The organism is Duganella sacchari (assembly GCF_900143065.1).
GTDB classification, from domain to species: Bacteria; Pseudomonadota; Gammaproteobacteria; order Burkholderiales; family Burkholderiaceae_D; genus Rugamonas; species Rugamonas sacchari.
The window spans coordinates 172,851-187,295 of record NZ_FRCX01000008.1; the positions used below are offsets into that span (position 1 = coordinate 172,851).

Annotated in this window: 11 protein-coding genes; 5 read left to right on the forward strand and 6 right to left on the reverse strand. The window is 63.4% G+C overall.

Going from position 1 to position 14,445, the window contains the following annotated elements; translation table 11 throughout:
- Positions 1-24: 24 nt before the first annotated feature.
- Positions 25-156, forward strand: a complete 132-nt coding sequence (locus BUA36_RS31465; RefSeq protein ID WP_255490691.1) for a hypothetical protein — start codon at positions 25-27, stop codon at positions 154-156.
- Here the strand turns inward: BUA36_RS31465 and BUA36_RS19325 are convergent.
- Both BUA36_RS19325 and BUA36_RS19330 read right to left on the reverse strand, forming a co-directional pair.
- Positions 135-4,601, reverse strand: a complete 4,467-nt coding sequence (locus BUA36_RS19325) for a translocation/assembly module TamB domain-containing protein (RefSeq protein WP_072786952.1) — start codon at positions 4,599-4,601, stop codon at positions 135-137. The genes BUA36_RS31465 and BUA36_RS19325 overlap by 22 nt on opposite strands.
- On the reverse strand, positions 4,601-6,352 hold the full coding sequence (locus tag BUA36_RS19330; protein ID WP_229255763.1) for an autotransporter assembly complex protein TamA: 1,752 nt from the start codon (positions 6,350-6,352) through the stop codon (positions 4,601-4,603). Before BUA36_RS19330 ends, BUA36_RS19325 begins: the two co-directional genes overlap by 1 nt.
- A 189-nt stretch (positions 6,353-6,541) precedes the next feature.
- On the opposite strand from BUA36_RS19330, the gene queC reads away from it, so the two are divergent.
- Together queC and BUA36_RS19340 are read left to right on the forward strand one after the other, a co-directional pair.
- Positions 6,542-7,249 carry a 7-cyano-7-deazaguanine synthase QueC gene (gene queC, locus BUA36_RS19335; RefSeq protein ID WP_072786954.1) on the forward strand — a complete coding sequence of 236 codons (708 nt, stop codon included), beginning with the start codon at positions 6,542-6,544 and terminating at the stop codon, positions 7,247-7,249.
- Positions 7,250-10,303, forward strand: a complete 3,054-nt coding sequence (locus BUA36_RS19340; RefSeq protein WP_072786955.1) for a sensor domain-containing diguanylate cyclase — start codon at positions 7,250-7,252, stop codon at positions 10,301-10,303. It begins immediately after the preceding gene.
- A 4-nt stretch (positions 10,304-10,307) separates the two neighbouring features.
- Here BUA36_RS19340 and BUA36_RS19345 read toward each other — a convergent pair whose 3' ends face one another.
- The 4 genes from BUA36_RS19345 to BUA36_RS19360 all read right to left on the reverse strand — a co-directional run bounded on the left by BUA36_RS19345 (position 10,308) and on the right by BUA36_RS19360 (position 13,059).
- Positions 10,308-10,700, reverse strand: coding sequence for a hypothetical protein (locus tag BUA36_RS19345; protein ID WP_072786956.1), 393 nt, complete (start codon positions 10,698-10,700; stop codon positions 10,308-10,310).
- 190 nt (positions 10,701-10,890) lie between these two features.
- Positions 10,891-11,148 carry a hypothetical protein gene (locus BUA36_RS19350; protein ID WP_072786957.1) on the reverse strand — a complete coding sequence of 86 codons (258 nt, stop codon included), beginning with the start codon at positions 11,146-11,148 and terminating at the stop codon, positions 10,891-10,893.
- A 75-nt stretch (positions 11,149-11,223) separates the two neighbouring features.
- A complete protein-coding gene (locus tag BUA36_RS19355) occupies positions 11,224-11,853 on the reverse strand; it encodes an Npun_F0296 family exosortase-dependent surface protein (protein WP_072786958.1) in 630 nt (209 codons plus the stop codon).
- A 138-nt stretch (positions 11,854-11,991) separates the two neighbouring features.
- The gene (locus tag BUA36_RS19360; protein WP_072786959.1) at positions 11,992-13,059 is read right to left on the reverse strand and encodes a porin; all 1,068 of its coding nucleotides are present in this window, start codon (positions 13,057-13,059) and stop codon (positions 11,992-11,994) included.
- A gap of 80 nt (positions 13,060-13,139) precedes the next feature.
- Between BUA36_RS19360 and BUA36_RS19365 the strand changes: the two genes are divergently transcribed.
- Positions 13,140-13,628: a hypothetical protein gene (locus BUA36_RS19365; RefSeq protein WP_072786960.1), complete on the forward strand. Its 489-nt coding sequence runs from the start codon at positions 13,140-13,142 to the stop codon at positions 13,626-13,628.
- 179 nt (positions 13,629-13,807) lie between these two features.
- A complete protein-coding gene (locus BUA36_RS19370) occupies positions 13,808-14,353 on the forward strand; it encodes an FxDxF family PEP-CTERM protein (protein WP_072786961.1) in 546 nt (181 codons plus the stop codon).
- Positions 14,354-14,445: the final 92 nt, after the last annotated feature.

Genomic DNA, 14,445 nt, shown 5'->3' on the forward strand with positions numbered 1-14,445 from the left:
GTGCAGCCTACTGGAGTGACGACCATGAAATTATTTCACCGCGCCCCCGATCCCGTGCCGGCGGACGATCCCGTACCGCCGAACGTGCCGCATCCCGTACCGCAGGATGATCCGGTCCCCGACCACAACCCCAGTCAGTCAAACGCCCAGGTGTAGAGCACGTCGAGTGCGTTGTTGGTGCCGGTCTGGAACTGCAGCGTGATGCGCGGGTTGAGTTTGTACTTCAGCTTGACCAGACTGGTCGCCGTACTCGCACCCTGTTCAAAGCTCAGGTAAGCGCGCGCCGAAATGCGCTTGCCGACCGTGACCACCGTATTCTGCAAGCCCGTCGCCGCGCCTGCGGACGAGGTGCCCGCCGCCTGGCCTACGCCCAGTTCATCCACGCCCAGCGCATTGGCCAGCTTGCCCTGGCCGCCGCCGAACAGGGCGCCGGCTGCAGTGCTGAGCAAGGCCATATCGTTGCCCTGCGTGTTGTCGATGCCATGGCCCAGCACCAGCCACGCCAGCTTGTCGCTGTCCGACACGGTGGGCGTCGATACCAGCTTGGCTTGCGGCGCCAGCGCGGTGCCGCGGACTTCCACACCGGCTTCCACATTGGTCTCGCTGAGAGCTTCGCCTTCCGGGCGGCGGCGCACGGCCAGGATGTTGAGGCCGGGATTATCGTAGGCGCCGGTGAAGTTGATGACGCCACGGTCGATTGCGAGCTTCTGGCCATATGCCGCATATGTGCCGCTGACCACGCGGATGCTGCCGTTGACGCGCGGCGGACGGCGGTCGGCGACGCGGATGCGCAGCGTGCCGGCCAGCTGGGCATCCAGGCCCTTGCCTTTGAGCGCGAAGTCATTACCGAGATCGGCCTCGACATCGATATTCAGCGGCATGCCCTGCGGCGCTTTGGTGGCAGGTTTGGTTTTGCCGACGATGACCACGTCGTCGCTCAGCGTTGGCGTATCTGCACCCGCCAGTTCGATGTTGGCGCGGTCGGCGCGGAATTTGCCATCGAGCTGGAAGTGCCTGGCGTCGCGCGTCAGCGTGCTTTGGCCGCTCAGCACCAGGATGCGGTCCGGGCGCGACAGCACTTCCAGTTTGTCGGCGCTGAGCTTGAGCTGCATGGTGGCCTCGTTGCCGGCGTAGCGTATCCAGCCATCCGCCTGAGCGCTGCCTTGCGTCCCGTCGAAGGTCAGTTTTTGCAGTTGCAGCTGGTCGCCGGTGACGCGCGCCTGTAACTGGCCGTTACGCAGCTTGATGCCCTGGTCCAGCCAGTTGACGCTGAGTTTGTCGCCGCTGATGTCGCCGTTCAGCTGTGGTGCGGCGATGGTGCCGCTGCCGCTGATGGCGGCTTTCAGCGTGCCGTCGATTTCCAGGCCGGGTTGGCCGGCCAGTGGTGCGAGCCAGGCGAGCGAGCCCATATTGGCGCTGCCGCTGACGGTGAAGGTGCTGTCATCGGCGAGGCGGCCGTCGCGTAGCAGGGCGCTGCCATCGAGCTTGGCCTGGCCGGCGCGGCTGCCATCGACGTTGAGCTGGACGCGCAGCGTGCCGTCGGCGACATCGGCGCGTGCATCCAGGGTGCGCAGGCCGAGAGCTTGCGGCAGGTCGGCGCCGGTGATGGTGAGGTCGCCCTGTTCGCGGAAGACGTGGACGCCGCCCGCCAACGCGCGCGTGGTGGCCTGCAGGTTTAGGTTCCAGTCAGCGCCGATGGTCATGGAGCTGCGCACGTTGTCGCGCCAGGCGTCGGAAAGCTGGGCGAGGTAGTTGACCGGCACACCGGCCGCCTGGCCTTTGCTGCGCCAGGCGGTGCCGGTCTTTTCAAGGTAGTCGATACGCACCGAACCCGCTGGCAGGTTGATGGCGGTGCTGCCCAGCACAAGCTGCTCAGGCTTGAGCAGGCCGGCCACGCCGGTGTCTTCCGGTGCGACCAGTTTCAGCGGCGCTGGCGCGGCCAGCGTGAGGGCGAAGCGGCCGCGGTTTTGCAGCGTGTCGATGGCGCCGGTCCAGGTGTCGTTGGCCCAGCTGCCTTTTACGCGCAAGGCGGCATCGAAGTCCGGATTGCTGGCGCTCAGCTGGATGATGTGGGCCGAGCGCGTGCCGCTGGTCTGCAAGCGGGCCTTGTCGAGCGAGATCGCTGGCGAGACGTAGCGCGTGATCTCGATGTCGCTGACCAGCGGTACGTCAGCCGCAATCTCCGCTGCCGCCGCGTTATTGCGTGTTGCGGTCCGGCGCGCTGTGCTGGTGCTGGCGCTGACGTTGCCGCCGCTGGCCATCGCGATCGTATTGCCCAGCGTGGCGCTGCCGCGAATCGTGCCGATCTCCTGCTGGCCTGGCGTACGCAGATTGCTGCCGTTGAGTGTCAAGGCCAGCGCCGGACGCGCACTGGTGCCGGACAGCGTGCCGTTGGCGCGCAGCGTGCCGCCAAACTGCGGACCCAGCGCGCCCAGTTGCGGTGCGTCGAGCTTCCATTCCAGCTTATCCAGCGCGCTGCCAAAGCTGCCCTTGGCTTGCAGGCTGTTGCTGGCCAGGTGAAGGTCGACGTCCGCATTGCTGACACTGCCCTTGGCAGCGGTCAGCCTGGCGTAGCCGGACAAGGGCGCATTGGCAAATGTCGACGGCTGCAGCATCAGGTTGACGCCGGCCTGCCAGTCGCTGGCCAGTCGTGCGTCGCCAGTGAACGTGGCATTGATCGCGCCTGCCTGCGCCGCGCCGAAGCTGGCGGGGTTCAGGCGTTGGATGCTGCCCGCCACTTTCAGCTGCGGCGTGCCCTTGACCACGGCGACATCGCCGGCCGCGTGGATCACGCTGTCCGCAGCGCGCTTGGCCGAGGCGAAAGCCAGGCCTTTGGCGTCCGCCTCAAAACTGCTGCGCGGCGCGTCCATGCTGCCCGTGACCATGCCGCTGGCCGTGATGGCGCCCAGCAGGTCGCTGCTCACCGCCGACAACTGGCGGGCATCGACCTTCCAGCGCAGTTGCTCGCCGGGGGCGCCGAAATTGCCGCTGACATCGGCCGTATTCTGCGCCAGCGACAAATGGGCATCGACGCCGCTGATATGCCTGGCGTCGGCATTCAGCTTGCCATTGCCTGTCAGCGCCTGGCCCATCAACTTGCTGGCCTTGATCTGGAAGTCCGCCGCCACTTGCCATGCCGGCGTCAACACACCCTTGGCATTGATGTCGGCATTCAGGTCGGCGATGGGATAGGTAGGGCCCAGCGCCGATGGATCAAAGTGATCTGCACGTAGTTTGGCGCTGAATTCCTGTCTGTCTTTGAGGCTGGCCTGGCCGGTGGCGGAGATGCTGCCTTTCTTTGCCTGCAGGCGCACCTGGTGCAGTTGCAGCAGCGCGTCCGCCAGCGTGGCCTGCAGATCGAGGCGCAGGCCCTTGTCAACCAGCGTGGCCGTCAGCGCCTGCTGCTTCGGCGTGCTGGTGAGCGCAATGTCGCCCGCGACAGCGGTCTTGTCGATGCTGCTGTGGATGTTCTTCAGATCCAGGCGGTCGGTGTGCAGCTTGAAATTGGCGGCATCGATGCCGGCGTCCGGCGCGCTGCGCTGAACTTTGCCGCCGCCCGTGAATTTGCCGGCCTGGCCCAGGTCGAGCAGCACGTTATCCAGCACCGAGGCGGTCAGCGTGCCATCCAGGCGGCCGCTGAAGGTCTGCAGCGGCAGGCCGTTCTGGTCCAGTGGCGCTGACTTGCCCTGGTTGGTCAGCGTGAACTGGCCAGAGAGTTTCTGGTCCTTGGCAATGGCGGCGCTGAGTTTCAGGCTGAATTTTGCCTGCGGCCAGCTGGCGTCGAAGCCTGCCGGGTCAAGATCTCGGCCAGTCAGGTCGATGGCGCGCAGTATCACCGGATCGAAAGGCGCCAACGCCAGTGCCGCTTCGCCGCTGGCGCCGTTGGCCGCGCCTTGCACCTTGAGCTTCAGCGCCGCCAGGTCGCCGCTGGCCTGCACATTCACCTTTGCGTTTGCGGCGGGTGCGCTGCCGTATGCCAGCGCCGCTTTGCCTTGCAGCGCAAACGGCTTGCTCCCCGCAATGGTCAGCGCGGCCGTGATGTCGCCAAACGCCGTATGCGCGGAGGCTTCCTGCACCTCCCATCCCTGTTGGCCGCCATCCAGACGGACGTGCAGACGTTCGATGACATCGCTGCCAGCGTCGCTGGTCAGCACCAGTTTGTCGAGGCGGCCATCCGAGACGCTCAGCTTGAAAGGCAGCTTGAGCGACTCCGGCATGGTGGAAGGCTCCGACGGTCCCGTGCTTTGCACGACCACGCTGCGCGCATGCAGTTCGCTGATCGTCAGGCCCTCGGAAAAATACTGCAATGGCGACCAGTTGATGTCGATCTGCTCCGCCGTCACTACCGTGTCCTTGGCGCGGTACACCAGCTTGTCCACGTGCATACGGTGATACAGCGAACCGCTGACGCCCGTCACGCTAATCTGTCCACCGCTGGCATTGGAAATGCGCTGCACCAGCTGCTGCAAGGTTGACTCACGGCCCAGCAGCCAGAAGGCGGCACACACCAGCAGCAAGAGCACGGCCAGGATGATCGCCACGCGGCGCGGCCAGCGGCGGCGTGGCGCCGCGGTTTCCTGAGATTTATCTTGTTCAGTCATCAGAAGGTGAATCCCAGCGAGAAGTGCAAACGATATTTACGAACTGCGTGGCCATACGCGACGTCGACGTTGATCGGTCCGACGGGGCTCTTCCAGCGCGCGCCGACGCCATAGCCCGATTTCGGATGCAGGGCGCTGATCGTATCGCCAGCGTTACCCGCATCGTAGAATACGGCCGCGCCATACTGCGGCTTGAACCAGTACTGATACTCGGCGCTGGCCGTGGCCAGATAGCGGCCGCCGGTGATGGCGCCGTCCTGTGCCACCCCCAGCTCCTGATAGCCATAGCCGCGCACCGACTGGTCGCCGCCGGCGCGGAACAGGTACACCGCCGGCACGCCGTTCTTGTCACGTGACGTCAGCGCGCCCAGTTCGGCGCGGAAGATCGCATTGGTGCTTACACCCAGCGGCAGGTAGGTTACGCCACGTGCATAGCCGCGCACGAAGGCTTCATCGGTCAGGATCGGCAGCAGCGCGCCGCCTACCTGCGCATTCAGCGCATAGCCCTTGGTCGGGAACAGCAGGTTGTCCAGCTTGCGCCAGGTGACGCCATACGTCAGCGGCAAGCTCTTGCTCTGGCTGGACGGGATGCCGCCGATGGTCTTGGTCTCGGTCAGCAGCTCCAGCGTCAGGCTGCGTTCCAGCAGTGGCGTGCCCCAGGCGCGCTTGCCGGCGATGCTCGCCACGCTGGTGACTTCGCCCGAAATATCGCTGCGTTCAAACGATGCACCGACGCTGTCGTTGTAGCCTTCCGGCGTGACCGGGAAGTAGAAATTGCTGGTGGCGGTCTGCTTCTTGGTTTCCAGCGTCAGCGCGCTTTTCATGCGCAGGCCGAACACCGACAGATCGTCATAGGTCAGCGAGGCACGGTTACCCGTGTTGGTCGAATAACCCAGACCGGCGCTGACGTTCTTGCGTTTGTTCTCGACCACGCGCACCAGCAGCGGCAGGGGCGCCATGGGGGCGGCGGCATTCTGCTCCGGCGTCATCGCTGCCGCATCCAGCTGTTCGCTGAGGATGGCGCTCATGTCGGCGCTGACTTCCACGCTGGCGAAATAGCCGGTGTCCTGCAGGCGTGACTGGTAAGACTGCAGCGCCGCTTCGCTGTAATAGTCGCCCGCATGGATTTGATTCAGGTTGCGGACCACGGAAGCGGGGTAGCGTTTCAGGCCTTCGATGCGCAGTTCGCCGAAGCGCATTTCCGGGCCGCTGTCGATCACCACATGCAGGTTGGCCAGATGGGCCTCCGGGTCGACCGTGGCCTGGCTGTCGACCAGCTGCGCGCGTGGATAGCGCGTCTGCACCACGGAGCGCAGCGTGGCGCGCTTGGCGCCTTCCCACGCCTCCTGGCGGAATACCTCGCCCTTTTTGAGCGGCCATGCGGCTTTTAGCGCATTTACGTCGAACTGCTTGTCGGCAGGCAGTTCCGGATTGACGCTAAAGCCTTGCAGTTCAAGCGCGATTTCACCGACGCGGACCGGTTCGCCCGGCTCCACCTTGATGAGCACCTGCGGTGTGGCGGAGTCGCGGTCCACGCGCGCGCTGACCACTGGGGAGTAATAGCCATCCGTTGCCACCAGCGTGCGGATCTGCTCCGGCGCCACGCGCACCAGCCGTTGCAGCTGTTCGCGGTCGATGCGTTCATTGCCGCGAAAACGCAGCAGGTCCAGATTATGTTCCAGCAGTTCGCGCACCTCGCCGGGGGCGTCGATACGGACGTCATACTTCAAACCTTGTGCCTGCGCCGCCATGGCCAACAGGGCCGTAAGAAGTCCGCCGGATACTTTTGTCACAACTTGTGCCAAAATTCGTGATCCTGCCCGTTTTTTTGCTGGCGATGCCGGTAACATGAGACTCCATAAGGTGTACGCTAGTAAGCATGTTACCGGATTGCCCAGAAAGATGGCGTACTAATAATATTGCTTCATCTGGAAAGAATTATGCTGCCTACCGATACCGCCCTGGTCCTGTTTAGCGGAGGCCAGGACTCCACCACCTGCCTGGCCTGGGCGTTAAAACACTATGCACGCGTTGAAACCATCGGTTTCGATTACGGCCAGCGCCACGCTGTGGAACTGACCGTGCGTCCGCAACTGCTGCAAAGCCTGCGCGGCCAGTCGGCCGACTGGAACGCCCGGCTGGGCGAAGATCACATGATCGACCTGTCGCTGATCTCGGCCATCTCGCAAACCGCAATGACCCATGACATCGCGATTGAAACCCAGGCCAATGGCCTGCCGAATACCTTCGTCCCCGGCCGCAACCTGCTGTTCATGACGGTGGCGGCCACGGTCGCCTATCGCCGTGGGCTGACGGTGCTGGTGGGCGGCATGTGCGAGACCGATTTCTCCGGCTATCCGGACTGCCGCGACGACACCATGAAAGCGCTGCAGGTGGCGCTTAACCTTGGCATGGACACCCGCATCAAGCTGGAAACGCCGCTCATGTGGCGCGATAAAAAGCAGACCTGGGAGCTGGCGCAGGAACTCGGCGGCCAGCAGCTGGTGGACCTGATCCGCAGCGGCACCCATACCTGCTATCTGGGCGAGCGCGGCGCGCTGCACGACTGGGGCTATGGCTGCGGCACTTGCCCGGCCTGCGCGTTGCGCGCACGTGGCTACCACCAATTTGTGGGCGCCGAGGTGTAGATGCCTGCCCATACCCAGGCACGGCTGCGCCGTTTGCTGCAGGATCTGCTGTCGCCAGCGATCCTGTCGGCACTGGTGCTGACCTGCTGCCTGGGTGTGACCGCTGCGCTGTGGCATAGCGCCAGTTCCGATGCCGAACAGGACGCCCAGGCCGACTTTGACGGCCGTGTGCGGGAACTGGTGAACAATCTCGATCAGCGCATGCAGACCTATATCCAGGTGCTGTATGGCGTGCAGGGGCTGTTCGCCAGTTCGGAAAGCGTGGGACGGGATGAATTCCGTACCTATATCCTCGGCCAGGAACTGAACCGCCACTTCCCCGGCGTGCACGGCGTGGGCTTCATGAAGCTGATTGGTCCGCACCAGCGCGAAGAGCATGAAGCGATGGTGCGGCGCCAGGGCTTTCCTGCTTATCGCGTGTTCCCGCCGGGCGAACGCGCCTGGTATGCGCCTATCGTCTACCTGGAGCCATTCAGCGACAACAACCGTCTGGCGTTTGGCTTCGACCCCGCATCGGAAGCACGCCGCCGCATTACGCTGGAGCAGGCGCGCGATTCCGGCCAGCCGGCGATGAGCGGCAGCATCCGCCTGGTGCAGGAGAGCGATAAGCTGGTGCAGTCGGGTTTTCTGATCGTGCTGCCGCTGTATAACCACGGCCAGCCAGTTGCCACGCTGGCGCAGCGCCGCGCTGCGATCAACGGCTGGGTGTATGCGCCGTTCCGCGTGGGCGATCTGATGGCGGGTCTGGGTGGCCCGCGTGTCGCCGCGCTGGATGTTGAAATCTACGATGGTGACGCCATCGCACCGTCGGCGCTGATGTATGACAGCGCCGCCAATGCGCAGGGCAAGCAGCGCACCACGCGCCAGCAAATCAGCATTGCCAATCATCGCTGGACGTTGCGTATCTCGATGCTGCCCGGTCCTGCCTCGGCGCGCAGCGACAAGGCACAGCAGATTGGCCTGTTTGGCGTGTCGCTCAGCGTGCTGCTGGCGTGCCTGACCTGGCTGCTGGCCCGTGGCCGCGTGCGCGCGCGCGAAGGGCTGCAGCGTAGCAGCACGCTGACGGAGGAACTCAAGGAAGGCCAGTCGACGCTGATGGTGCTGGCCGATAGCGCCCAGCGCAGCCAGGCCATGTTGCGCAGCATCCTGGATTCGACCATCGACGGCATCCTGGTCGATAACCTCAAGGGCACCGTGCTCAATTCCAACCGCCGCTTCCGCGAGCTGTGGAATGTGCCGGAGCACCTGGACTGGCAGAGCGATGGCGCGGTGCTGATGTCGCACATGAGCGCACAGCTGCGTCATGCGGGCAGCGGCTTGCGGCTGGACGAACCGGCGCAGCTGACGCTGCCTGGCGTGCAACGCGGTACACCGTTCGAGGAAGAGCATGAAGTGCTGCATCTGAAGGACGGCCGCGTGATCGAGAAGCATACGCGCGGCCTGCAACTGGGCAGCGAGCCTGCGCGCATCTGGTCCTTCCGTGATATCACCGAACGCACGCAGATAGAGCAGCGCGAGCAGACGCGCCGCCATGTGCTGGAGCTGCTGGCGACAGGCGCGCCGTTGCAGACCATCCTGGAAAGCGTGGTGCTGGGCGTGGAAGCGGATAACGAGGATATGTTGTGCAGCATCCTGCTGCTCGACGAAAGCGGCGAGCATCTGCTGGTGGGCGCCGCGCCTAGCCTGCCAGCTTTCTACAACGCCGCCGTGCATGGGCTGACGATCGGCAAAGGCATGGGCGCCTGCGGGCAGGCGGTGGTGACGCGTAACCGCGTGATCGTGGAAGACATCCGCAGCGCGCCATCGTGGGCTGAATACCGCGACATCGCGCTGCAGGCGGGGCTGGTGTCGTGCTGGTCCGATCCTATTTTCAGCGCCAGCGGCACGGTGCTGGGCACGTTCGCGATCTACCACCGCGATGCCCGCTTGCCCAGCATGGCGAATATCGCCCTGATCGAGCAGGGCGCTCGCCTGGCCGGCATCGCGATTGAACAGGCGCAGGCGGCGGTGGCGCTGCGGGCCGGCGAGGCGCGCTTCCGCAGCCTGTACGACCATGCGCCGGTGGCGTTGTGGGAGCAGGACTGGTCCGCCGTGCGCGGCGCGCTGGCCGAACTGGAGCTGTCGGGCGTGGAGGACCTGGAGGGGTATTTGCAGGCCAATCCAAGCCAGTTGCGGCGGCTGGCTTCCCTGGTACGCATCATGGATGTCAACGCGGCAGCGCTGGAGCAGGTAGCGGCGCCGCCTGGCCGCAAAGACCTCGGCGCACTGACGCTGGCGCAGAACTTCGACGCCTCGGCGATGCCGAATTTTGCGCGCGCATTGACAGCACTCGCGCGCGGGCAGCACTTCTTTGCCTGCGAAGGCAGCTTTGAACGGCTGGATGGCGTGGCACGCCTCAACGAGCTGACGCTGCTGGTGATGCCGGGCCATACCCACAGCCTGGATTTTGTGATTGTCTCGACGCTGGACATCACCGAACGGCGCCGCATGAACGATGAGTTGCGGGTGCTGGCGACCACCGACTTCCTGACCGGCCTGTCGAACCGGCGTGAATTCATGGGACGCCTGCAGGAAGAGCAAGGACGCCTGCAGCGCGATATCGGCGCCTGTGCGGCCGTGCTGTTGCTGGACATCGATCACTTCAAGCGCATCAACGATGAATACGGCCATGCGGCGGGTGACGCGGTGCTGCGCCAGCTTGCTGACCTGATGCGCGACGGCCAGCGCAAGATCGATATGATGGGCCGCATCGGTGGCGAAGAGTTTGCGATACTGCTGCCGGGCACCGACCTGGATGCGGCGGCGGTGTTTGCCGAGCGTCTGCGTCAGCGCGTGGAGCAGACGCCCATGCAGCTCAACACTGGCGCCGCACTGGGCATCACGGTCAGCATCGGGATTGCTGCTATGGGAGGGAATTATCCGGCCGGGGATTCGGCACTGATCCGCGCCGACCAGGCGTTGTACTGCGCCAAGCGTGGTGGCCGTAATCGGGTGGAACTGATGGATGTGGAGGCGGATCGGCCGGGGCATCAGGTCCCGGCCGCTTCCGGTTGAATCGTTACACTGCCTGTTGCATGGTTGCTTGTGCGCGGTGCTTGCGTGGGCGGGACACGAAGATCCAGTACAGGCCAACCGGGATCAGCAGTGGCAGCAGCAGGGGCGACACCACCGCCACAGCCACCAGTGCTGCCAGGCCCACGCCAGCGACGGCGAGGATGCCGAGACTGGCGAACAGGATGCACAGGAAGACCGCCACACACACCATCACCAGGCCGGCAAACAGCATGCCCGCGCCGCCGAACACCACCGCCAGCACCGCACCCAGCGGGCCGTCGATTTCATCGCCATCGATATTGACGTACATGCCGTCGCCAAAGACCGCCTGCCATAAGGCAATGGCCAGCAGGAAGATCAGCGCGGCAAAGATGAGTTTTTTTGCTTTGGTGTTCATGGCGTACCCCGTTCGTTGATTTCGTTAATGCCGTTTGGCATGGTTGAACTGTACCGGCCACGCACTGCGGCAGCGAACGGATTGCGACAGACCGGCGGATTTGCAGGATGGAACGCATGCCAGCGGCGACGAGCTGGAATAGGCGGGATTAGACCTTGATTTAAAGTTATGGTGGTCTAAACTGATAATCTCACTTGCACATGGAGGGCTTGAACATGGCTTGGCTAGCAATGAGCGAGGGGCAACCGATTCCCTCGGTATGCAAACGAACGAGGCGCCAATGCAGCGCCCGGCGTCTCTCTGGCGGAGGACCGAAAGGCCCGCCATCGGCGCCGCCGACGATACCGCCCATCATCATCACGCCGTTTACATACCAGGTGCCGGAGCCGGCCATCGACCCGCGCATCACACCGCTGAAGCCGCCGATCACGGAGCGGCGGCCTTGCATGACCTGCTGAGGTCTCACAACAGGAAATAAAAAAAGCCCGCATGCGTTGCGGGCTTTTGCATTGGAACGGGAAGCTTATGGTTTGCGGCGGCGCGCGACGGCTGCCACCAGGCCCAGGCCGGCCAGCAGCATGGCATAGGTTTCCGGTTCAGGCACGGCAGCAATATAGGAATGGTTGTCCGACTCGAACGCATCCTGGGTGGACGAGAATGTCACCTTGGTGATGGCGGTGCTGCTGAAGATGTTCATGTAGAAGCCGACGCCCTGGTTGCCGTCCGGCGAGACGGTGGCTGCGGCCGCCATTTGCGCACCGGTGATGGTGGCCAGATGGGTGGCGCCGGCATACAGGTCGACCGAATTGTAATTGTCGGGTGAGCCCATGTAGAAACCAAAGTAGCTTACGCCATAGCCGCCGAACGTGACGCTGGAAGACGATGGCTGGCCATGCGTGGTGCCGACCGAGAAGAAGGCGGTCAGATCGCCTGGCGGCTCGGCAGCGTAGCCGGAGTTGCCGGGATAGGCAATGACTGCTGCAGGGTTGTCGTAGGTGGCAAAGCCGACCGGCAGGCCGCTGTCAAAAGTGACGGTGGCGGTCACGGGCTGGGCCGAAGTCATGCCACCCGTGGCGTTGTAACTCACGCTGGCGTGAGCGCCGAAAACTGCGCTGGCCAGGCTCATGCCCAGCAGGAATTTGCTCATGGTCATCGTGTTCCCCTGTTTATTAGCTACTGGAAATTGCTGATTGCAAATTAATAATACAAATGACTAAGAGGCAATACAAATTACGAATTAGAACGTTTCGTCGGTAAGTGTGTCTTTTAACGTGGATGTGTGACATCGGGTTCAGAAATTGTGCCGTAGGCCCAGCGCTACGCCCTTGAGCGTGGCGCCGGGCTGCACGCCCAGGCTGTTGATGGCGAAATCCACCACGCCGTTGCGCCGATTCGACAGATGGCTGTAATACACAAACAGCGCGCTGCGTCTGGACAGGGTGTAGTCGTAGCCTGCCGTGTAGTGGGTGGCGCCGGTCGCCGCTCCTTTGCGCACAAAGCCGACGGTGACGCCGTCCGCCGCGCTGCCGCTGCCATTGCCCGCATGGCCGATGCCGAGCTTGATGCCGTGGCGGCCCATCTGCTGCGTCAGGGCGGCGTAGACATCGTTGCGCGCCAGCGTGCCGCCTGCCGTTTCGTAGCGCAGCCGTTCGGCGATCATCGCCACCCGCGTTTCGCCATAGCGGTAGGCGGCAGCCAGCTTGGCGCCGCTGTCGTTCAGACCGGGACCCTGGTAGGCGTGATGGCGCTCATAGGCGGCGCTGGCATACCAGGCGCCTTGTTCGTAGATCAGCGCCGCCGAGCTCAGCGATGGGTGGGCGCCGCTGGCCGGGCGCTCTTCGCTGAGGCCGTGGGCGACGCGCAGCTGCACGCCATGCCAGAGTGGCGTCCAGTAATGTACGCTGTTTTGCTGGCGGCGGTCGAAGGACGCGGTGTCGCTGGTGTTGCTGACGGTGGCGCCGGCGCCGTTGCCCATGATGCTCATGTAGCCGGCGGTGGTCGGGTAGTACGGGTCGAGGCTGGCAGTGGCGCCGTTGTAGGGCGTGACCCAGTTACCGGCGAACAGCGTCCCGGCAGCGCCTTCGATGCCGAGCCGGGTGTCGCGCGCGGCCGGGCTGCCGGCGCCCGTATCGGGCGACAGCGTGCCTTCGATCTGGAACAGGATGCGGGTACCGCCGCCCAGATCTTCGCTGCCGCGAAAGCCCAGCACCGAGCGGTAATTGCTGAGCCGCGCCACGGGCGTACCATCGTTTTGCAGGCGTTCCAGGCCGACGTTGAGCCGGCCATACACCTGTACATCGTCCTGGGCGATAGCACTGGCGCTCAGGGTGGCGAGCAGGACGGAAAGAATCTTGTGCATGATTGCCGGGTTCCTATTGTTGTTACGGTGCGAGCCGCTTATTATTTCACCCCCACTTTTCTTTCGACACGACCATAAGTATGAGTATTGAGTACCCCGATGCAGATGACGGCGCCCTGGTGCAGGATGATCGCCTGTGGCAAGGCAATGGCTGGACCGCGCGCGTGATTAAAAACGAAGACGACGATGGCTGGGCCGTCGCCATGATCAAGGATGGTGAACCGGAACCGGCGCTGGTCGGGCCGTGGACCATGGGCCGTGACAAGAAAAATCCCAAACCGCTCGACGTCAACGCCTTCAATACCCTGGTCAAGACCGCCAACGAGGTGATCCGCCGCCACGAGCAGCAACTGCACGCGCAGCTGCACAAGAACGTCACAGTGGGAACGGACGATGGCCCGGTCAAGGTTTGCCTGGACATCACGCCCGACGAAGATGACCCTTACGCGACCCTGAGCGCCTTCGACCAGTACGGCGAAGAGCTTGCAAAAGTACGTGTCGCCCCCACCTTTAAACTCAGCGTAAGCAGCGCGTCCGCATGGATAGATAGCAGCTACAAGAAGCCTTAAAGAAACTATATGCTTGAAAGCTATTGTTATTGAATTACATAAAAATTTCGTTAAATAAACGTGTAAGTGAATGTAACACTCAATCGTGCGTGCCCTGATTTTTGACGCTCGACTGCTACATTGAAACCTCCTCGCGCGGTGTATTTTTTACACCGTTTTTTTTTACCCAAGGAGGTTTCATGAAAACAGCAAAACGCATCGTAAGTGCAGTGGTAATCGCCGGCGCGGCCATGGTGGCCAATGGCGCCATGGCGGCGGATGTCAGCAACCCGGATACCGCGCTGCCATTGGCCGTGGGTGGTGACTACTTCGGTCATACCTTCGCAAACAACAACGCCGGCAACAGCTTCGCCGAGCGTTACACCTTTAACGTTGGCGCCGGCAGCTCGATCTACGCCGATTTGTTCTCCAACGCCAAAGACGCCAACAGCGGCCTGGACATTCTGGGTCTGGCACTGTTCAACGCGGATGGCCTGGTACTCAAGGGTAGCCAGACCTCGACCGGCAAAACCGATGTGTGGGAGCTGACCTCGGGTCCGCTGGCCGCAGGCCACTACTTCCTGCTGGTGAGCGGTACCGTACTGTCGAACTCGGTGGCAAGCTACACCGGTTCCGCAGCGGTAACGGCCGTCCCTGAGCCTGCCACCTATGGCATGCTGCTGGGTGGCCTGGGTCTGGTGGGCGCCTTGGCACGCCGCAAGCAAAAAGCTTCGGATGCTGCATAAGTTGATGTAACCGCGTTTTTTGCGCGCCAGCCAGGTGGCTCGCGCCGCCTGGCTCTGCTAGTATTTCCTATGCGCATGTACCACATGGTCAT

What these genes read in the sequence shown, in the direction of transcription:
- queC (WP_072786954.1), top strand. Translation starts at nt 6,542, where the DNA reads ATGCTGCCTACCGATACCGCCCTGGTCCTGTTTAGCGGAGGCCAGGAC.
- BUA36_RS19350 (WP_072786957.1), bottom strand. Translation starts at nt 11,148, where the DNA reads ATGCAAGGCCGCCGCTCCGTGATCGGCGGCTTCAGCGGTGTGATGCGC.
- BUA36_RS19365 (WP_072786960.1), top strand. Translation starts at nt 13,140, where the DNA reads ATGAGTATTGAGTACCCCGATGCAGATGACGGCGCCCTGGTGCAGGAT.
- BUA36_RS31465 (WP_255490691.1), top strand. Translation starts at nt 25, where the DNA reads ATGAAATTATTTCACCGCGCCCCCGATCCCGTGCCGGCGGACGATCCC.
- BUA36_RS19330 (WP_229255763.1), bottom strand. Translation starts at nt 6,352, where the DNA reads ATGGCGGCGCAGGCACAAGGTTTGAAGTATGACGTCCGTATCGACGCC.
- BUA36_RS19370 (WP_072786961.1), top strand. Translation starts at nt 13,808, where the DNA reads ATGAAAACAGCAAAACGCATCGTAAGTGCAGTGGTAATCGCCGGCGCG.
- BUA36_RS19355 (WP_072786958.1), bottom strand. Translation starts at nt 11,853, where the DNA reads ATGACCATGAGCAAATTCCTGCTGGGCATGAGCCTGGCCAGCGCAGTT.
- BUA36_RS19325 (WP_072786952.1), bottom strand. Translation starts at nt 4,601, where the DNA reads ATGACTGAACAAGATAAATCTCAGGAAACCGCGGCGCCACGCCGCCGC.
- BUA36_RS19360 (WP_072786959.1), bottom strand. Translation starts at nt 13,059, where the DNA reads ATGCACAAGATTCTTTCCGTCCTGCTCGCCACCCTGAGCGCCAGTGCT.
- BUA36_RS19345 (WP_072786956.1), bottom strand. Translation starts at nt 10,700, where the DNA reads ATGAACACCAAAGCAAAAAAACTCATCTTTGCCGCGCTGATCTTCCTG.
- BUA36_RS19340 (WP_072786955.1), top strand. Translation starts at nt 7,250, where the DNA reads ATGCCTGCCCATACCCAGGCACGGCTGCGCCGTTTGCTGCAGGATCTG.